This window comes from Streptomyces sp. S07_1.15, assembly GCF_020739505.1.
Classification (GTDB): domain Bacteria; phylum Actinomycetota; class Actinomycetes; order Streptomycetales; family Streptomycetaceae; genus Streptomyces; species Streptomyces xinghaiensis.
In genome coordinates, this window is sequence record NZ_JAJBZK010000001.1 from 1,532,518 (window position 1) to 1,551,132 (window position 18,615).

The 18,615-nt window shown below is 71.0% G+C and carries 14 protein-coding genes; 1 reads left to right on the plus strand and 13 read right to left on the minus strand.

Annotated features, from left to right (window positions below; translation table 11 throughout):
• Positions 1 to 246 precede the first annotated feature (246 nt).
• From LIX60_RS06460 to LIX60_RS31720, 13 genes are all read right to left on the minus strand, one after another.
• Complete coding sequence (locus LIX60_RS06460) at positions 247 to 1,515, minus strand: sugar ABC transporter permease (protein ID WP_227957595.1); 1,269 nt, start codon at positions 1,513 to 1,515, stop codon at positions 247 to 249.
• Positions 1,512 to 2,300 carry an ATP-binding cassette domain-containing protein gene (locus tag LIX60_RS06465; protein ID WP_078649015.1) on the minus strand — a complete coding sequence of 263 codons (789 nt, stop codon included), beginning with the start codon at positions 2,298 to 2,300 and terminating at the stop codon, positions 1,512 to 1,514. Before LIX60_RS06465 ends, LIX60_RS06460 begins: the two co-directional genes overlap by 4 nt.
• Before the next feature lie 177 nt (positions 2,301 to 2,477).
• Positions 2,478 to 3,563 carry a sugar ABC transporter substrate-binding protein gene (locus LIX60_RS06470; RefSeq protein WP_227957596.1) on the minus strand — a complete coding sequence of 362 codons (1,086 nt, stop codon included), beginning with the start codon at positions 3,561 to 3,563 and terminating at the stop codon, positions 2,478 to 2,480.
• Positions 3,564 to 3,682: 119 nt separating this feature from the next.
• Positions 3,683 to 4,885 (minus strand): ROK family transcriptional regulator, encoded by a 1,203-nt coding sequence (locus LIX60_RS06475; RefSeq protein ID WP_227962652.1) that lies wholly within the window; start codon positions 4,883 to 4,885, stop codon positions 3,683 to 3,685.
• 379 nt (positions 4,886 to 5,264) lie between these two features.
• Positions 5,265 to 6,212, minus strand: a complete 948-nt coding sequence (locus LIX60_RS06480) for a carbohydrate ABC transporter permease (protein ID WP_227957597.1) — start codon at positions 6,210 to 6,212, stop codon at positions 5,265 to 5,267.
• 5 nt (positions 6,213 to 6,217) lie between these two features.
• Entirely contained in the window at positions 6,218 to 7,147 is a 930-nt protein-coding gene (locus LIX60_RS06485; RefSeq protein WP_227957598.1) for a carbohydrate ABC transporter permease, read from the minus strand.
• A 57-nt stretch (positions 7,148 to 7,204) separates the two neighbouring features.
• On the minus strand, positions 7,205 to 8,629 hold the full coding sequence (gene ngcE, locus LIX60_RS06490; RefSeq protein WP_227957599.1) for an N-acetylglucosamine/diacetylchitobiose ABC transporter substrate-binding protein: 1,425 nt from the start codon (positions 8,627 to 8,629) through the stop codon (positions 7,205 to 7,207).
• Between the two features lie 567 nt (positions 8,630 to 9,196).
• Entirely contained in the window at positions 9,197 to 10,420 is a 1,224-nt protein-coding gene (locus tag LIX60_RS06495) for a cytochrome P450 (RefSeq protein ID WP_227957600.1), read from the minus strand.
• 245 nt (positions 10,421 to 10,665) lie between these two features.
• Complete coding sequence (acnA, locus tag LIX60_RS06500; RefSeq protein WP_374117813.1) at positions 10,666 to 13,401, minus strand: aconitate hydratase AcnA; 2,736 nt, start codon at positions 13,399 to 13,401, stop codon at positions 10,666 to 10,668.
• 489 nt (positions 13,402 to 13,890) lie between these two features.
• Entirely contained in the window at positions 13,891 to 14,805 is a 915-nt protein-coding gene (locus tag LIX60_RS06505) for a GvpL/GvpF family gas vesicle protein (protein WP_227957602.1), read from the minus strand.
• On the minus strand, positions 14,802 to 15,164 hold the full coding sequence (locus tag LIX60_RS06510) for a gas vesicle protein K (protein WP_227957603.1): 363 nt from the start codon (positions 15,162 to 15,164) through the stop codon (positions 14,802 to 14,804). The genes LIX60_RS06505 and LIX60_RS06510 overlap by 4 nt, the downstream gene beginning before the upstream one ends.
• Complete coding sequence (locus tag LIX60_RS06515) at positions 15,148 to 16,164, minus strand: gas vesicle protein (protein WP_227957604.1); 1,017 nt, start codon at positions 16,162 to 16,164, stop codon at positions 15,148 to 15,150. The genes LIX60_RS06510 and LIX60_RS06515 overlap by 17 nt, the downstream gene beginning before the upstream one ends.
• On the minus strand, positions 16,157 to 16,816 hold the full coding sequence (locus LIX60_RS31720) for a gas vesicle protein (protein WP_308101104.1): 660 nt from the start codon (positions 16,814 to 16,816) through the stop codon (positions 16,157 to 16,159). Before LIX60_RS31720 ends, LIX60_RS06515 begins: the two co-directional genes overlap by 8 nt.
• Positions 16,817 to 17,064: 248 nt before the next feature.
• On the opposite strand from LIX60_RS31720, the gene LIX60_RS06525 reads away from it, so the two are divergent.
• Positions 17,065 to 18,594: a UDP-N-acetylglucosamine 1-carboxyvinyltransferase gene (locus LIX60_RS06525; RefSeq protein ID WP_019711070.1), complete on the plus strand. Its 1,530-nt coding sequence runs from the start codon at positions 17,065 to 17,067 to the stop codon at positions 18,592 to 18,594.
• The last annotated feature ends 21 nt before the right edge of the window (positions 18,595 to 18,615 follow it).

Consider the following 18,615-nt stretch of genomic DNA (forward strand, 5'->3'; position numbering starts at 1 on the left):
TTCGAGCACATTGCCGGTCCGCTGAGTCTAATGTTCCCTTTCGGACGGCGCGGACCCGGCCGCGGCCGAGGACGGCCCGCACGGACCGCCGGAGCGGTCCGCGCGGACCCGGCCGCGCGGCGGGAGGCCCGTCCCCGCGGGCCCCGGGGGCCGTCCGCCGGCCCTCCTGCGCCCCGGCGCCCGGACGCGCGAATGCCCGGCACCGGCCGCGAGGCCGGTACCGGGCACGTCCGCACGGGCAGCCGGTCAGGTGCGGCCCGCCGACTTCTGGGTGCGGCGCGAGACCGAGTCGATCACGACGGCGGCGAGGAGCACCGCGCCGGTGATCATGTACTGGATCTCACTCGCCATGCCGAGCAGGTTGAGGCCCTGCTGGATGGACTGGATGACCAGCATGCCCAGCAGCGCGGACCAGATCTTGCCGCGTCCGCCGAAGAGGCTGGTGCCGCCGATGACCGCGGCCGCGATCACGCTCATCAGCACGTTGCCGGCGCCGAGGCTCTTGGTCGCGCCGCCCGACTGGCTGGCGATGAAGAGGCCGCCGAAGGCCGCCAGCAGACCGGCGATCATGAAGACCGTGATCCGGATCTTCTCCACGTTGATACCCGCGCGGCGCGCCGCCTCGGCGTTGCCGCCGACCGCGAAGATCTGCCGGCCGTAGGTCGTCCGCCGGACGATGAAGTCGGCGAGCACCAGCACGGCGAGGAAGAGCACCAGCGCCAGCGGCAGGCCGCGGGACTGGTTGAGCTGGTACGCGGCGGCGAACGCGACGGCCGCGAGCAGGCCGGCCCGGAAGAGCACCTCGCCGAAGGGACGGTGCAGCAGCCCCGCGGCACGCCGGCGGCGGCTGTCGAGCACCATCGCGAGGAAGTAGAGGGCGACGGCCGCGCCGGCCAGGCCGTAGGCGGCCGCGACGTCCGAGAAGTAGTAGTTGGTCAGGTTCTCGACGATGCTGCCGGAGGGCGTGTTGATGCTGCCCTCGGAGCCCATCAGCCAGATCTGCAGACCGCTCCAGCCGAGGAAGCCGGCCAGGGTGACCACGAAGGCGGGGACGCCGACCTTGGCGAAGAAGAAGCCGTGGAGGCCGCCGATGAGGGCGCCCGCGGCGACGGCGATCAGGACGGACTGCAGGTCCCCCATGCCGTTGGTGACGCTCAGCACCGCCCAGATGGCGGCGCCCACGCCGGCGACGGAGCCGACGGAGAGGTCGATCTCGCCGAGCAGCAGGACGAAGACGATGCCGACGGCCATGATGCCCTGGCCGGCGATGTAGACGCTGATGTTGCTGAGGCTGCCCGCGGAGAGGAAGCTCTCGTCCAGCGACTGGAAGATGATGCCGATGGCCACCAGGCCGAGGACGACCGGTATGGAGCCGAGCTCGCCGCCGCGTATCTTGCGCTTGAACTCGGTGAGGTAGCCCTTCAGTCCCTGCTCGCGGACGAGCAGCCGGGGGTCGACGGCGCCGGCCGGGGCGGGCGCTCCCTGGGCGGAACCTTTCTGCACGGTGTGGCTCATCGTCCTGCCTCCGTGGTGCGCGCCTGGCGACGGGTCACGGCGTTGTCCGTGGCGCCCGTGATGGCGGCGATGATCTGTTCGTGTGAGGTCGTCCGGACCGGGAAGACCCCGTTGTTGCGGCCGAGGCGCAGCACCGCCACCTGGTCGGCGACGGCCTTCACATCGGCCATGTTGTGGCTGATGAGGATGACGCCGAGGCCGCGTTCCCGCAGCCGTTCCACCAGGTCGAGCACCTGCGCGGTCTGCTCGACGCCGAGGGCCGCGGTCGGCTCGTCCAGGATGACGACCTCGGGGTCGCCGACCAGGGCGCGGGCGATGGCCACCACCTGGCGCTGGCCGCCGGAGAGGGAGGCGACGGGGATGCGGACGCTGGGGATGCGGATGGAGAGGGTGTCCAGCAGCTGCTGGGCCCGCTTCTCCATCGCGACCTCGTTGATGACCCCGGCGCGGCGGAGCTCGCTGCCGAGGAAGAGGTTGGCGACGACGTCGAGGTTGTCGCAGAGCGCCAGGTCCTGGTAGACGGTGGCGATTCCCAGGTCCTGGGAGTCGTGGGGCTTGTCGATCCGGACCTTGCGGCCCTTCCACTCGATGACGCCCTCATCGATGGGGTGCACCCCGGCGATGGTCTTGACCAGGGTGGACTTGCCGGCGCCGTTGTCGCCGACCAGGGCGACGACCTCGCCCGGATGGATCTCCAGTTCGACGTCGGTGAGCGCCTGTACGGCGCCGAACCGCTTGGAGACCCCGCGCAACGCCAGCACGGGCGTAGCGGACACGTGAATCATCTCCTTAGCCGCCTTCACAGGCGGAGGGGGGTGCCGCGCCTTGTGGGCGCGAAGGTGGTGCGAGCAGCGACGGATGGTGCCGCCGTTGCCCGGCACCCGCCCCCGGCAGCGGGGTGAAGTGGGGGGCGGGTGCCGGGCAAGTCCGGCGGGCCGGTGGCGCGGAGGGCGCCTGCCCGGTCAGAGGAGTCCGGCGTCCTTGCAGGCCGCTTCGAACTCCGTGGTGCAGATCTGGTCCACGGTGTAGACCTTGTCCGCGATCAGGGTGTCCTTGATGTTGTCCTTGGTCACGACCTTGGCGTCGAAGAGCTGGCTCGGGATGCCCTTCTTGCTCTTGCTGTCGACCTTGTGCTCGGTGAACTCGTCGATGCTCTCGCCGTTCAGCAGGGCGACGGCTATCTCGGCGGTCCGCTCGGCCTCGGGCTTGATGCCCTTGTAGATCGTGAAGGTCTGGCTGCCGGCCACGATGCGCTGCAGGCCCGCGAGCTCGGAGTCCTGGCCGCCCACCGGGACGTCCTTGATGCCGCGCGACTTCAGGGCGGTGATGATGCCGCCGGCCATGCCGTCGTTGGCGGAGTAGACGGCGTCGAAGCCGTCCTTGCCGAGCGTGGTGATCGCGGCGGCCATCTTCTTGTTGGCCTCGTCCGGCGACCAGTCCGGGATGTCCTGCTCGTAGACGATCTTCTTGACCTTGCCGTCGAGGGCCGTGTGCGCGCCCTTCTTGAACAGCGCGGCGTTGGGGTCGGTCGGCGAGCCGTTGATCATCACGAGCTCGCTGTCCTTGGCCTTGTCGCCGAGGGCCTGGAGCACGGCCTCGCCCTGCAGCTCGCCGATCCTCTCGTTGTCGTAGCTGATGTAGGCGGAGACATCGCCCTCGGCGAGGCGGTCGTAGGCGACGACCTTGACGCCCTTCTTGGCGGCCGCGTCCACCCAGGACTTGGTCGCGGTGGCGTCCACCGCGTCCAGGATGATCACCTTGACACCCTTGGTGATCAGCGCGTCGAACTGCTTCTTCTGCAGCTCGGTCTCCTGGTTGGCGTTGTTGTAGGAGATCTCGCAGTCGGAGCAGAGCGCCTTGATCTTCTTTTCCATCAGCGGCCGGTCGAAGGTCTCGTACCGGGTCGTCTTGTTCTCCGGCAGAAGAATGCCGATGGACTTCTTGTCGCTGTCTGCCGCGTCACTGCCGGCCTCTCCGCAAGCCGCTACGGACAGGGCCATCGAGATCGCTGCGGTGCCGATGACGACACGGCGCATCGTGCTGTTCATGTACGGAAACCTCCCTGACGAGGCCGCTGTCCCTGCGGCCGAGGTGTGGGGAAGTCAACTCGGCCGGGTCGTAACCGTCAAGAAGTAAAGACTTAACGAGATGACAACGGCGCCAACCGTTATCTAGTGAAGGCGGGGGTCGCCGTGGCGACCGATCCGTCCAGAAGTGTCGAATCGCCCATTTCATTGAGTACGAGCGCGAGGGCCCCCAGCACCTCGGCCCGCCCCCCGAGCGCGCCCGGAAGGACGGACAGCCGCCGGGCCGCGCTGGGGATCGCGTAACGCGCCACGGACTCCCGGATCGGCAGCAGCACCAGCTCCCCGGCCTCCGCCAGGTCCCCGCCCAGCACGACCCGGCTGGGGTTGAGGAGATTGCACAGGTTGGCCACCCCGGTGCCGATGTACCGGCCGACGTCGGCGATCACCCGGCGGCAGCCCGGATCGCCCTCGCGGGCGAGCTGCACCATCCGCTCGATCGTCAGATCCGGGCCGTGGCTGGTGCGCAGGAGATCCAGGACGTGCCGGGCCGCGGTGAAGGTCTCCAGGCAGCCCCGGTTGCCGCAGCGGCAGACCGGTCCGGACTCGTCGATGGTGATGTGCCCTATCTCGCCCGCCGTACCGCCCGGGCCGCGGTAGATGTGACCGTTGATCACCAGGCCCGCGCCCACACCGCCGGCGACCTTGATGTACGCCAGGTCCTTCACTCCGCGGCCGGTGCCCCAGACCAGCTCGCCGAGGGCGCCGAGGTTGGCGTCGTTGTCGACGGAGACCGGCACGCCGAGCCGGGCGGCCAGCTCCTCCTTGGGATTGGTGCCGGCCCAGCCCGGCAGGATCGCCGTGGACCCCAGGGCGCCGCTGTCGACGTCGATCGGCCCGGGCACGCCGAGCCCGACCCCGATGACCTTGCCCACGCCGAGGCCGGTGGAGTCGATGAGCCGCTTCACCAGGGTCTCGGCCCGGTCGAAGCCCTGGGTCGCGGAGGCGTCCACGTCCAGCGGCTCGGCCTCCTCGGCCAGCACCTGGTGGGCGAGGTTGCCGACGGCCACCCGCAGATGGGTGTGGCCGAAGTCGACCCCCACCACGATCCCCGCGTCCCCGCTGAGCGAGACGCTGCGCGCCCGCCGGCCGCCCGCGGACGTGGGCGTGACCTGCACGATCCCGCTGTCTCTGAGCTCCCGGACGATATTGGAGACCGTGGCCGCGGACAGGCCCGTGGTACGGGCGATCTCCGCCTGGGTGAGGGAGCCGGCCAGGCGCACCGCGCGCACGACCCGCTCCAGGTTGGCCCGGTGCAGCGACGACTGCGATCCCGGAGTCTCCACGATCATCCACTCCCGCCTGGAACGGCGGCTCGACCGCCGCCCGGCCCGCTCCCCGCAAGGGTGATCCGGCCGTTCCTCCAACTTGTGAACTCTAAGCTGAGCCCGTGGAGCAGATCTCGTCAAGAGCTGGACCCGCGGCGGGAGCCGATGCGCCCCCGCCCGTACCGCGTGCGACCTGCCCGGGCACCGGTGCGCCCCCCGGCCCCGGACCCGCGGTCGCGGCGGTAGTGGCCATGCACCATCCGAACACAAGTTGCGCATACCCCAAGAAAGCCCCCTTTGCCGGACTTTCGGGCCGGCCCGGCCCGGAGCCACCCAGTGGCGGGATATCTCACAGCGGGGCGGGCGGCCCGGACGGGCACGGCTCCGGGGTACGGCCCTACTTCAGCGCCCCGGCCGTCAGCCCCGCGACCACCTGCCGCTGGAAGACGATGTACGCCGCGAGGACCGGCAGCATCGCCATCACCAGCCCGGCGAAGAGCCCGGACCAGTCGCCCTTGTAGCCCTGGCTGACCGCGAGCTGCACCAGGCCCTGGGAGAGCACCTTCCGCTCCGGGTCGGTGTTGAGCACGGTCGGCAGCATGTACTGGTTCCACTGGCCGAGGAAGTTGAAGATCCCCACGCTGATGAGCCCGGGCCGGGCCATCGGCAGCATCACCTGGAAGAAGGTCCGGGCGTGCGAGGCCCCGTCGATGAGCGCGGCCTCCGCCACCGTCGTCGGCAGGGTCCGGAAGAAGGCCGTGAGGAAGAAGACGGTGAACGGCAGCGAGTAGGCGATGTACGTCAGGATCAGCCCGTGCAGGGTGTTGAGCAGGGCGAGGTTGTTGAGCACGTAGAACAGCGGCACCAGGGCGAGGATGACCGGGAAGCTCATCCCGCCGATGAAGAGGAAGTACAGGAACCGGTTGCCGGGGAACTCGAAACGGGCCAGCACATAGGCGGCCATGGAGCCCAGCAGCATGGTGCCGGTCAGCGAACCCCCCACCACCAGGACGGTGTTGAGGAAGTAGTCGCTCATGTGCGCCTGGCTCCAGGCGCGGGCCCAGTTCTCGAACTGCGGCGAGGCGGGCAGGCTCCACGGTGCGGTGAAGATCTCCCGGTCGGTCTTGAAGGAGGTCATCACCGCCCACAGCAGCGGCATGGCGACCATGAAGGCCCACAGCACGAGCATGCCGTGGGAGAAGGCGTTGAGCGTCCTCCCCTCGCCGCTCCTCCGGGGCCGTCGGCGCCCGCCGGGCCCGGTCTTCCGTACCGGCGGCTCCTCGGGGACGCCGTGCCGGGGGACGGCGTCGGGGGCCGGCGGGGGCGGGGTGTCGGTGGTCTCCATCGGTGTCAGTACTCCAGCCGCTCGCGCCGGCCCAGCCGCATCACCACGGCCGCGAAGGCCAGGGTGACGACGAGCAGGGCGACGCCGATCGTCGTCGCGTAGGCCGCCTGTCCGTCACGGAACGCCTTCACGTACACGTACAGCGGCAGCACGGTCGTGGAGTAGTCGGGGCCGCCGCCGTTGGCGCCCACGGTCATGATCTGGACGACCGCGAAGGCCTCCGCGCCGAGCGCCAGGATGCCCATGTAGATCCACCCGGACTGCACCGTGTCCCACAGCAGCGGCAGCGTGATCCGGAAGAAGGTGGTGACGCGGCTCGCGCCGTCCAGCAGGGCCGCCTCGTAGAAGTCGAGGGGGATGGAGGACATGCCGGCCGAGAAGAGCACCACGAAGAAGCCGACCGTGCACCAGACGAGCACCGCCATCACCGACCACAGGGCGTAGTCGGGATCGCCGAGCCAGTCCGGCTGGACGGAGTCCAGGCCGACGGCCCGCAGCCCGGCGTTGATCGCGCCGTTGCCCGGGTTGTACGCGAACTGGAAGAGCAGGGCGACGATGGCGATCGAGAGGACCTGCGGGAAGAAGTAGACGATCTTGTAGAAGGCGGAGCCGCGCACGCCCGTGACGGCGGCGCCCCGACGGCGCCGCCCGCCGACGTTGAGCATGAAGGCGAAGAAGAGCGCGAGGGCGATCGTCACCAGCGGCACCAGCACCACGAGGAGCACGCTGTGCTGGAACGACTTCCAGAAGACCTGGTCGTCCAGCAACCGTTCGTAGTTGCGCAGCCCCGTGAAGGCGAAGTCGGGGCTCAGGCCCGTCCAGTCGGTGAAGGAGTAGTAGACCGCCTGGAGGAAGGGCCAGATCACGAAGACGGTGTAGAGCGCGAGCGGGCCGGCCAGGAACCCGGCGATGAAGCGGTACTTACCGTGATGCATGGTGACCGACTCCGTTCCCCGGCCGCGCCGCCCGCGCCGGCCGCTGGTGACGTGCTCTCACTGGTGCCGGTAGTGCTTGACGGAGTCGTCGTTCGCCGCCTCGTTGGTGTAGATCTGGATCTTCTTCACCGCCTCGGCCGGGGTGATCCGGCCGGCCATCATCTCGCCGAGCCCGCCACCGACCTTCTCCTTCCACAGGGCGACGTACCAGTCCTTGATCCGCGGGTTGACGATGTTGTCCCCGGCCCGGTCCAGGGCGTCCACCGCGGAGGTGAGCCCCGGCGGCAGGGACAGCCCCTCGGTGCCGCCGTCGTAGGAGGTCAGCGAGGAGACCTGGCGGGTGAAGTTCTTCGACGACTGCTCCCCGAGCATGGTGCGCAGCAGCTCCATGCCGCCGTCGGGGTTCTTCGCCTTGGCCGGGACGATGAACGGCTCGCCGCCGGCCGCCCAGATGGTGCCGGCGGGCATCTTGTCGGAGCCGTCCAGCCCGGAGGGTGCGGCGACGCGGAGTTCGAAGTCCTCGGGGGTGGTCGCCTTGGACTCGTTCTCGACCCAGGAGCCGTTGGGGATGAAGAGCGCCTTCCCCTCCGTCCAGGCGGTCTGCGACTCGATGTGGCTCAGGCCGGGGGTGCCGTTGAGGACGTAGCCCTTTTGCTGAAGCTCGTAGTACGCCTCCAGGGCCGACCTGACCGCGGGGTCGCGCCAGGCGTCGGGCTCCAGGTTGTCGATGGCGTCGAGGACCTGCCGGCCGCCGATCTTCGCCATGAAGGGGAAGAGGCTGAAGCTGAGGTAGTACGGGTTCTTGCCGGCGTAGGTCCAGCCGGCGATGCCCTTCTTCTTCGCCTTCGCGCAGAGGGCGAGCATGTCGTCCCAGCTCTGCGGGTACTCGGCGTCGAGCTTGTCGAGGGCCGTCTTCGAGTACCAGACGCCGTGCACGTTGTAGGCGTAGTAGAGGACGTGGACGGGGTCGCCGTCGAACTGCCCCATCTCGGCGACGCCCGGGCGGAGGGTGTCGCGCACCTTCTTGTCCGGGTCGTCGTAGGACGGCGCGTCCAGCAGCGGGGTGAGGTCGGTCAGCTGGTCCTTGCCGACCAGGACGCCCAGGTCCATCTGCTCGGCGCCGGAGTTGTCGATGAGGTCGGGCGGGGTGCCGCCGTTGAAGCGGGGCTGGAGCACCGACTGGATCTTCTGCGTCGCGGCGTGCTTCACCTCGGCGTCCGGGAACTTCTTCCGGTAGACGGCCTGGGCGTCCTTGGCGTATTGGTCGCCGAATCCGCCGTCGAAGATGACGACGTCCAGGGGGGCGCTCCCGTTGACCCCGAGCGGGTTGGCGGCGCTCTTCTCGCCCTTCTCGACCTTGTCCCCGCCGGTGGCGCTGGAGGCGCAGGCCGCGAGGGTGCTCATCGCCGGTACGGCGACCAGACCGAGGGCCGCCGCCCTCTTGATGACGTCGCGTCGGCTGTGGTCGGAGGTGGATCGCATGCTGGGGTCCTCGCCCTCTCCCGGACTCGGGCGGTGTGTGCCGGTCTCCGGGTGCTACGCGCCTCGGCGAAGGGCACCGCCACCGCGGTCATGTGCAGCTGAGTCGTGCTGGGTGTGCGCCGGGATCGGTCGGAGTACCCCGGTGGTGCGCGGCGAAGCCGTCTCCCGCCGTTTCCCGTCCCCCGGTTCCACGGGTGTCACAGGCCCTGGGACGCCGACAGGTATAGTCCACTCCGCGCCGGGTGAGCAAGATCGAATACAGCATTCGGCAGGAGTCTTTCCCGAGTTGAGACCTGGGCGGCACACATCCGCCGCCGTTTCCGTTGCGGACGGGCGGTCCGCCTGCCCCCGGCGGGAGTTGGGGCCGGAGCGGTGGTCCGCCGGGGACCATCCAAACCCGGCACCGGCCCCCGCGTCCGGTCACGACGGCGCCACCGGTCCGATTTTCAGCCGATTGGGCGCAGCGGGGGACGGCGGGCACGGACGGCCCCGCCGGTACCCGCCGGTGCGGGCCCCCGCCCGGGGTGCGGACGGCGGGCCCGTACGGCGGGCGCATCCGGGGCGGGGTCAGCCCGCGGGAGTGAACTCCAGGGGCAGCGAGCGCGGGCCGCGGGTGAAGACGCCCTGCTCGGCCGGGGTGAAGCCCTCCGGCAGCCGGGCGTCCGGCATGGCGTCCAGCAGCAGGTTCAGGCCGGTTTCCACCTCGGCCCTGGCCAGCAGCGCGCCGACGCAGAAGTGCCGGCCGAGGGCGAAGGCGAGGTGGTCCGCGGCGGCGGTGAAGGCGTTCCGCGCCGTCAGGTCCTCGCGGAAGAGGTTGAAGGTGTCCGGGTCGGCGTAGTGCTCCGGGTCGCGGTTGGCGGCGCCGATGAGACAGGTGACGGTGGCGCCGGCGGGCACCGTACCGCCGCTGAACTCCACGTCCTCGGCCGGCTGCCGCATGATCATATGGACGGGCGGGGTGTGCCGCAGCGTCTCGGCGAGGGCCCGGCCGATCAGCGAGCGGTCGGCGCGGACGGCGGCCATCTGGTCCGGATGGGCCAGCAGATTGGCGAAAACGCTCGCGATCGCCTTGTCGGTGGTCTCCCCGCCCGCGGTGAGCAGCAGGCTGCAGAACGCCTTGATGTCCTCGTCGGTCATCCTCGTGCCGTCGATCTCGGCCGCGCAGAGGGTGGAGAGCAGGTCGTCGCCGGGGTTGTCACGGCGCTCCCGGATGATCGGGAGCATGTAGGCGGCGAACGCGTCGCGGGTGCGCAGCCCGGCCGCGGTCACCTCCTCGTCGCCGGAGAGGTTGGAGAGGAAGGCGATGATGGAGGTGTACCAGTCGTGGAACTTCGGGTGGTCGGCCTTGTCGAGGCCGAGCATGTCGGCGATGACGTAGACGGGGAAGAGGGTGGCGAACTCGGCCACGAGGTCGGTGCTTCCCCGGTCGCGGAAGCCGTCGATGAGCTCGCGGGCGTTGCGCTCGATGACGGGCAGGAACCGCTCCTGGAGGGTGGTGCCGCGGAACGCCGGGGCCACCAGGGCGCGGTGGACGGCGTGTTCGCGCCCGCTCATCTGGAGGATGGTGCGGCCGTGCACCGGTTCGAGCTGCCAGTCGTAGTTGTCCGTGGTGAACACGGGCTCCTTGAAGGCCCGCTGGACGTCGTCGTAACGGGAGACGATGTAGCTCCGGGTGGCCTCGTGGTGGATGAGCGGGTAGTGCTCCCGCATGATCCGGTACGCGGCGTACGGGTCGGCGGCGAACTCCGCGGAGAGGATGTCGGGGACCTGCGGCTGGTCGCTGGTGGTCATGCTGCCTTCCGGGGACACGGGGTGGCTGGGGGCGCTGGGGGGTGGCCGATCCGAGTTGATCTTGATGATCGGGATTCAACCAGCTCCGCACGGTGCGCACCACCGTGAACTCCGCCGGGATCGGCGGCAGTTGGGACGCGCCCGGAACGGCCGACGGGCCGCGCCCCGGGTGGGGAGCGCGGCCCGTCGCCGTATCGCCGTCGCCCAGTGCCGGTCCGGGGACCGGTGCCGGGGTCGTGCCGTGCCTACTTGCGGATCAGCGAGCGCAGCACGTACTGGAGGATGCCGCCGTTGCGGTAGTAGTCCGCCTCGCCGGGGGTGTCGATGCGGACGACCGCGTCGAACTCCACACCGGTGTCGGTGGTGACCTTCACGGTGCCCGGGATGGTGCCCTCGTTGAGCTCGGTCACGCCGGAGACGGAGAAGGTCTCCTCGCCGGTGAGGCCCAGGGACTCCGCCGAGGCGCCCTCCGGGAACTGGAGCGGCAGCACGCCCATGCCGATGAGGTTCGAGCGGTGGATGCGCTCGTACGACTCGGCGATGACGGCCCTGACGCCGAGCAGCGCGGTGCCCTTCGCCGCCCAGTCGCGGGAGGAGCCGGAGCCGTACTCCTTGCCGGCCAGCACGACCAGCGGGATGCCCTGCTCGATGTAGTTGCGCGAGGCGTCGTAGATGAAGGAGACCGGCGCTCCGCCTTCTTCGCCGGCCCGCGTGAAGTCGCGGGTGTAGCCGCCCTCGGTGCCCGGTGCGATCTGGTTGCGCAGGCGGATGTTGGCGAAGGTGCCGCGGATCATGACCTCGTGGTTGCCGCGGCGGGAGCCGTAGCTGTTGAAGTCGCGGCGCTGGATGCCGTGCTCGGTGAGGTACTGGCCGGCCGGGGTGTCGGCCTTGATGGCGCCGGCCGGGGAGATGTGGTCGGTGGTGACCGAGTCGCCCAGCTTGGCGAGCACGCGGGCGCCGGAGATGTCCTCGACCGGGGCCGGCTCCATGCCCATGCCCTCGAAGTACGGGGGCTTGCGGACGTAGGTGGACTCGCTGTCCCACTCGAAGGTGTCGCCGGTCGGGATGGGCAGCGCCTGCCACTGGGCGTCGCCGGCGAAGACGTCGGCGTAGCTGCTGCCGAACATCTCCTGGCCGATCGCGGAGGCGACGACCTCCTCGACCTCCTGCTCGGAGGGCCAGATGTCCTTGAGGAAGACCGGGTGGCCGTCCCGGTCGGTGCCGAGCGCCTCGGTGGTGATGTCCGTCTTCATGGAGCCGGCGATGGCGTAGGCGACGACCAGCGGCGGGGACGCCAGGTAGTTCATCTTGACGTCGGGGTTGATCCGGCCCTCGAAGTTGCGGTTGCCGGAGAGCACCGAGACGACGGCGAGGTCGTGCTCGTTGACCGCCCGGGAGACCTCCTCCGGCAGCGGGCCGGAGTTGCCGATGCAGGTGGTGCAGCCGTAGCCGACGAGGTTGAAGCCCATCTTGTCGAGGTACGGGGTGAGGCCGGCCCGGTCGTAGTAGTCCATGACGACCTTGGACCCGGGGGCCAGGGTGGTCTTGACCCACGGCTTGCGGGTGAGGCCCTTCTCCACGGCCTTCTTGGCGACGAGCGCCGCGCCGACCATGACGTACGGGTTCGAGGTGTTGGTGCAGGAGGTGATCGCGGCGACGGTGACGGCGCCGTGGTCGAGCTCGTACTCCGTGCCGTCGGGGGCGGTGACCTTGACCTTCTTGCTCGGGACCGAGCTGGAGACCGCCGGGGCGTCGGAGGCCGGGAAGGACTCCTTGCCGGCCTCGTCCAGGTCGCCGTTGACGGCGACGTAGTTCCGCACGTCCTGGGCGAACTGGTTCTTGGCGTCGGCCAGGATGATGCGGTCCTGCGGGCGCTTCGGGCCGGCGATGGAGGGGACGACCGTGGAGAGGTCGAGCTCCAGCTTCTCGGAGAAGTCCGGCTCGGCGGCCGGGTCGAGCCAGAGGCCCTGCTCCTTGGCGTACGCCTCGACGAGCGCGAGCTGCTGCTCGGAACGGCCGGTGAGCTTGAGGTAGTTGATGGTCTCGCCGTCGATCGGGAAGATCGCCGCGGTGGAGCCGAACTCCGGCGACATGTTGCCGATCGTGGCGCGGTTGGCCAGCGGCACCGCGGAGACGCCCTCGCCGTAGAACTCGACGAACTTGCCGACGACGCCGTGCTTGCGCAGCATCTCGGTGATGGTGAGCACCAGGTCGGTGGCGGTGGTGCCGGCCGGCATCTCGCCGGTCAGCTTGAAGCCGACGACCCGCGGGATGAGCATCGACACCGGCTGGCCGAGCATCGCGGCCTCGGCCTCGATGCCGCCGACGCCCCAGCCGAGCACGCCGAGGCCGTTGACCATGGTGGTGTGCGAGTCGGTGCCGACGAGGGTGTCGGGGTACGCCTGGCCGTTCCGGACCATGACGGTGCGGGCCAGGTGCTCGATGTTCACCTGGTGGACGATGCCGGTGCCGGGGGGTACGACCTTGAACTCGTCGAAGGCCGTCTGGCCCCAGCGCAGGAACTGGTAGCGCTCGCGGTTGCGGCCGTACTCCAGCTCGACGTTCTGCGTGAAGGCCTCCGGGGTGCCGAACTTGTCGGCGATCACGGAGTGGTCGATGACCAGCTCGGCCGGGGCCAGCGGGTTGATCTTGGCGGGGTCCCCGCCGAGCTCCTTCACGGCCTCGCGCATGGTGGCCAGGTCCACGACACAGGGCACACCGGTGAAGTCCTGCATGATCACGCGGGCCGGCGTGAACTGGATCTCCTGGCTGGGCTGGGCGGCCGCGTCCCAGCCGCCGATCGCGCGGATGTGGTCGGCCGTGATGTTCGCGCCGTCCTCCGTGCGGAGCAGGTTCTCCAGCAGCACCTTCAGGCTGTAAGGGAGGCGCGCGGAGCCCTCGACCTTGTCCAGCCGGAAGATCTCGTACGACTCGTCACCCACGCGCAGCGTGCTGCGGGCGTCGAAGCTGTTCGCCGACACGACAGTCTCCTTCATGAATGTGCGTCTGTTACCGCCATGCTGCCGCCCCGACTCACAGTCCCTCCGCTGAGGTAAGGCTTACTTGCGTGTGAGCCCGTGTCCCCGGCGGCCGCGGTGTGCCCGCTCGGCAGATATCTCGATGTCGAGATAACTCTAGTACACGGATCACGCGGCGGGCATCCCGGCTGCCGTGCGGTTGTCGTCCGGTTGCCGTCCGGTTGTCGTTCACTCCGCCGTCCGGCTGCCGTACGGCTGCCCGTCCGGCTGCCGTTCCGCGGCCCTCCCGCCGCCGTCCGCCACCGTCCGGAGCGGCTGCTCCGGCGGGGCCGGGTACCCGCCGATGCCGGACCGAACCCTTGAGCGGGCCGGGCGCGGCGGCACCGGCTACGCCGCTCCGGGCTCCGGGCGGGCCGTACGGGCCGGTGTGGCAGACGGGCGGGCGGGGCAGGGCCGGCGGGGCGCGCGGAGCAGGAGGCGCAGGCGGCGCCCTCAGGCCCGGAGGCCGGGGACCGCTCCGCCCGGCGGGGCTTCCTCGGCCCCGCCGGGACCGTTCCCCAGGTCCGCGAAGGAGTACGGCGGCCAGGGCCCCAGGAAGCGGATGCGGACCGCCGGCTGCTCGTCCTGGATCTCCGCGAGCACCCGGCCCACCGTCTCGATCCCGTCCTGCCGCACCAGCAGGGACACCGACAGCACATCCGTCTCGCCGGGGTCGCGGACCGCGCGGCGGCGGTCCTGGAGGTCCTCCGAGACGGCCGCCAGCCGGCGCCGGGCGTCCGCGTACAGTGTGTCGGCCAATTGTTCGGACGCCTCGCGGCGGGCCATCTCCAGCCGCTTGGCCAGCAGCCTGCGCACGCCGGGCGAGCTCTCCGCCATGTCCGCCATCAGGGACCGGGCCCGCTCGCTGCTGACGGCGGCGGCCTCCCCGTCGAGGGTGATCTCCACCCGCAGTTCGGCGTGGCCCGCCAAGTCGTCCAGCCTGGCCGTGAGTTCGTCGCGGCGCTCGGCCAGCCAGCTCAGCAGCCGCTGCTCCGCGCTCTGCCCCTCCTCCGGCCGCACCAGCACGTTGAACGTCATCGGCAGGACGGCCCCGGTGAGCTGCCAGGCCGCGTCGACGGCCCGGTCGTGCTCGACGATCCAGCGGCGCACGTCCTCGTCGGGGCCCTGGTAGGGCGCCGGAGCCGTGGCGTGCACCAGGGCCACCGGGCCACCGGGCCCGTCGCCCACCAGCCGGAGGGGCCGGCCGTCGATGCCGGTGACGGTCTCCGGCAGGGTCTCCGCACCCGGGTCGGGCAGCAGCGCGTAGACGTACAGGGCCCGGGGCGGCTCGTCCGGCTCCGGCCGGCCGGGGCCGGTCGTGGTGCCGGGGTGGGTGCCGGTGGGGGTGCCGGGGTGGGTGCCGCTCATCGCGCCCCTCCCGTCCCGGTCCCGGTCCCGTTGCCGGTCCCGCCCCCCGGTCCGGCCTCCTCGGCCCAGCGTGCCGGGTTGACCAGCTTGTCCACCACGTCGTCCACGACCTCGTCGAGGCCGCGGTGCAGATCGGCGACGGAGACGGTGATCCCGTGCTCGTCCTTGATCTCCTTCATGGCCTCGTCCAGTTCGAGAAGCGCCTCGCCGAGCCGCTCGGTCTCCTCGGGGGTGAGGTCGCCGCCCTCCATCCGCCGCAGGGCCTGCCGCTCCAGCGCCTCCTGGATCACCTCGACCAGGGTGACGACCAGGGTCAGTACACCGTGCTTGAGGCTTTTCTCGTCAACGGTGAGGGCCACCGTCATCCCTCCTTCGCTCCGGGGGCTCCCCGTCCTCCTGACCCGTGCCGCCCGCCGCCATGCGGTGGAGGGGGCCGGTCCAGTCGGGGAGCGTGTCGGCCGCCAGGGCCACTTCGCCGCCGGGGGTGTCCAGCACCAGCGTGTACGGGCTGCCGGCCGGGTTGTCCCGCTCCTCCAGCCGGACGCCGAGCAGATCGCCGGGGGCCAGCACCAGCGCGGGCCGGGCATCGACGGGCGACTTCCAGGAGAGGCCGCCCGCGTCGAGACGGCCGCGGCCGCCGCGCCACATCGCGCCGCCGCGGCGGGGCTCGTGGTACCACAAGTGGCCCTCGTGCCCGTCCTTCTCCGCCGGACCGGCCGTCCCGCCGCGACCCCCGTCGGCCGCGGCCAGGGCCTGGGCGCCGGGCGCCTGCTCCAGCAGCTCCCGGTGCAGGCGCTCCGGCTCGGCGGCCGAGAGCAGCGCCTCCCCGCCGTCGCGCAGCCGGACGCGCAACCGGGTGCGGTCCTCGCCGCCGACGGCCCGCTCGGTCTCCAGGGCGGCGGACTCCAGCGCGGCCAGCTCGGCCTCCCAGAGGACCTCGCGCGGCTCACGGCGGAGCACGACCAGACGACGGTCCGTCAGATGAACGCTGCCGGGCCGCCATCCCGAGCAGACCTCGCCCGTCAGCCGGTGGCCGCCGAACATCCGGGTGATCAGCCGCTCCCCGTCCCGCAGTTCGAGGCCCCGGCTGCCGGAGCGCTCCGCCCAGGCGCGGGTCGCCTCGTCCCACTGCCGGAGCATCCCGTACTCCAGCATCGTCTCCATGCCGGCGATCGCGGCGCGGACGTTGACGCCGATCAGCGGGATGTCGGCGACGGCGATGATCAGGTCCAGATGGAGGACCGCCCCCTTGTTGAGCACGACCTCCAGCAGATCGTCCAGGGTGACCCGGGGGTCGCGGGTCGGCTGGAGCGAGGGGACGGCCGGTGCGGCGGGAGCGGCGGGAGCGCGATCAGGCATCGTCCGGCTGCCGCTCGTCCTGCCGTTCAACCTGCGGCCTGCCCTGACGCTCCTGACGTGCGGGCTGCCGCTTGCTCTGCCGTTCGCTCCGCCGGCCGTCCGGCGTCCGCCCGCTCTCCACCGCGGCGGGCGCCCCGGCCTCCGCGGCCTGTTCCCCGCCGGAGCCGTCGCCGTCCACCGCGGCGGCGTCAGCGGCGGAGGCCCGGGACAGCGCCTTGGCGCTGCGCCAGCCGCACCACGGGCACCACTCGTCGAGGAGTTCCCGGGCGGGAACCCTCTTGTGGCATTCCGGGCAGCTCTCCTTGTCCTCCTTGACCTCGCGCCAGGCGGCGGTCTCCACATCCGTGCCGGAGGGGAACTCCAGCCCGTAGCGGGCGGCGGTCTCGAAGGAGGCCAGGGCGGCGCGCAGCCGGATGCCCAGCAGTTCGACACCGGCGACCGACACCATGATGTCCGCGTTGAGGACGAGCCCCTTGTCCAGCAGGGTCTCGACGACATGGGCGAGGCTGCCCTCGCCGCCGCGCTGCGGTTCCAGCGCGCGGGCACCGCCGCCGTACCGCCCGGTGCCGACCGCGGTCGCCGGCGCGCGCGGGGCCGGCGCCGGGGTCCCCGACGGGCCCCGGACGTCACGTATCGGATCGGGTTCTCTCATGCCCCTCGCCTTACCTGAGCGCACGCTGTCAACCCTCCCGGAAGCCGGGCGCCGTGCGGTCCGCGCCGGGGCGGCGCCCCGGCGGCCCCGGGCATTCCGCCCTTCCGGGACGGACGGACCGGCGTCCCGAGGCCGTGCGCCCGGCCGGGTGAGAACGCCGGGAAAACGGGCACTCCGGACTCCATCCGGCCGACGAACCCGGCCCTCCCGAAGCGCGGAAATCTCATATCTGAGATAACGTGAACCGCATGGGAGACGACTACCTCGTACGCATCGGACGCCTCATCAGGGACGCCCGGCAGCACCGCGGCTGGACACAGTCGCATCTCGCGGAAGCCCTGGGCACCAGCCAGAGCGCCGTCAACCGCATCGAACGCGGCAACCAGAACATCAGCCTTGAGATGATCGCCCGCATCGGCGAGGCCCTGGACAGCGAGATCGTGTCGCTCGGCTACGCCGGGCCGATGCATCTGCGCGTGGTCGGCGGCCGCCGGCTCTCGGGCGGCATCGACGTCAGGACGAGCAAGAACGCCTGCGTCGCCCTCCTCTGCGCCACCCTGCTCAACTCGGGCCGCACCATCCTGCGCCGGGTGGCCCGGATCGAGGAGGTCTACCGGATCCTGGAGGTGCTGGGCAGCGTCGGCGTCCGCACCCGCTGGATCAACGACGGCGCCGACCTGGAGATCGTCCCGCCGGACCGGCTCGAACTGGACTCCATGGACATGGAGGCGGCGCGGCGCACCCGCAGCGTCATCATGTTCCTCGGCCCGCTGCTGCACCGCGAGGACCGCTTCCGCATCCCGTACGCCGGCGGCTGCGACCTCGGCACCCGCACCGTGCAGCCGCACATGACGGCGCTGCGCCGCTTCGGCCTGGAGATCACGGCGACCGACGGCATCTACCACGCCGAGGTCGACCGCAGCATCCGCCCCGACCGCCCGATCGTGCTGACCGAGCGCGGGGACACCGTGACCGAGAACGCCCTGCTGGCCGCCGCCCGGCACGACGGCGTCACCGTCATCCGCAACGCCAGCTCCAACTACATGGTCCAGGACCTGTGCTTCTTCCTGGAGCAGCTGGGCGTGACGGTCGAGGGCGTCGGCACCACCACCCTCACCGTGCACGGCGTCCCGCACATCGACCGGGACGTGGACTACTCGCCCTCCGAGGACCCGGTGGAGGCGATGAGCCTGCTCGCCGCCGCCCTCGTCACCGAGTCGGAACTGACCATCCGGCGGGTGCCGGTGGAGTTCCTGGAGATCGAGCTGGCGGTCCTGGAGGAGATGGGCCTCGACCACGAGCGCAGCCCCGAGTACCCGGCCGACAACGGCCGCACCCGGCTCATCGACCTCACCGTGCGCCCGTCGAAACTGAAGGCCCCGATCGACAAGATCCACCCGATGCCGTTCCCGGGCCTCAACATCGACAACGTCCCCTTCTTCGCGGCCATCGCCGCCACCGCGCAGGGCTCGACGCTGATCCACGACTGGGTCTACGACAACCGCGCGATCTACCTCACCGACCTCAACCGGCTCGGCGCCGACGTCAAACTCCTCGACCCGCACCGGGTGCTGGTCGAGGGCCCGACGCGCTGGCGGGCCGCGGAGATGATGTGCCCGCCGGCCCTGCGCCCGGCGGTGGTGATCCTGCTGGCGATGATGGCGGCCGAGGGCACCTCGGTCCTGCGCAACGTCTACGTCATCAACCGCGGCTACGAGGAACTGGCGGAACGCCTGAACTCGGTGGGCGCGCAGATCGAGATCTTCCGCGACATCTGAAGGACTCCGGAAAAGGCGCCG

Coding starts and splice junctions, on each gene's coding strand:
- LIX60_RS06460 (WP_227957595.1), bottom strand. CDS start 1,515: ATGAGCCACACCGTGCAGAAAGGTTCCGCCCAGGGAGCGCCCGCCCCG.
- LIX60_RS06465 (WP_078649015.1), bottom strand. CDS start 2,300: ATGATTCACGTGTCCGCTACGCCCGTGCTGGCGTTGCGCGGGGTCTCC.
- LIX60_RS06470 (WP_227957596.1), bottom strand. CDS start 3,563: ATGAACAGCACGATGCGCCGTGTCGTCATCGGCACCGCAGCGATCTCG.
- LIX60_RS06480 (WP_227957597.1), bottom strand. CDS start 6,212: ATGGAGACCACCGACACCCCGCCCCCGCCGGCCCCCGACGCCGTCCCC.
- LIX60_RS06485 (WP_227957598.1), bottom strand. CDS start 7,147: ATGCATCACGGTAAGTACCGCTTCATCGCCGGGTTCCTGGCCGGCCCG.
- ngcE (WP_227957599.1), bottom strand. CDS start 8,629: ATGCGATCCACCTCCGACCACAGCCGACGCGACGTCATCAAGAGGGCG.
- LIX60_RS06495 (WP_227957600.1), bottom strand. CDS start 10,420: ATGACCACCAGCGACCAGCCGCAGGTCCCCGACATCCTCTCCGCGGAG.
- LIX60_RS06505 (WP_227957602.1), bottom strand. CDS start 14,805: ATGAGCGGCACCCACCCCGGCACCCCCACCGGCACCCACCCCGGCACC.
- LIX60_RS06515 (WP_227957604.1), bottom strand. CDS start 16,164: ATGCCTGATCGCGCTCCCGCCGCTCCCGCCGCACCGGCCGTCCCCTCG.
- LIX60_RS31720 (WP_308101104.1), bottom strand. CDS start 16,816: ATGAGAGAACCCGATCCGATACGTGACGTCCGGGGCCCGTCGGGGACC.
- LIX60_RS06525 (WP_019711070.1), top strand. CDS start 17,065: ATGGGAGACGACTACCTCGTACGCATCGGACGCCTCATCAGGGACGCC.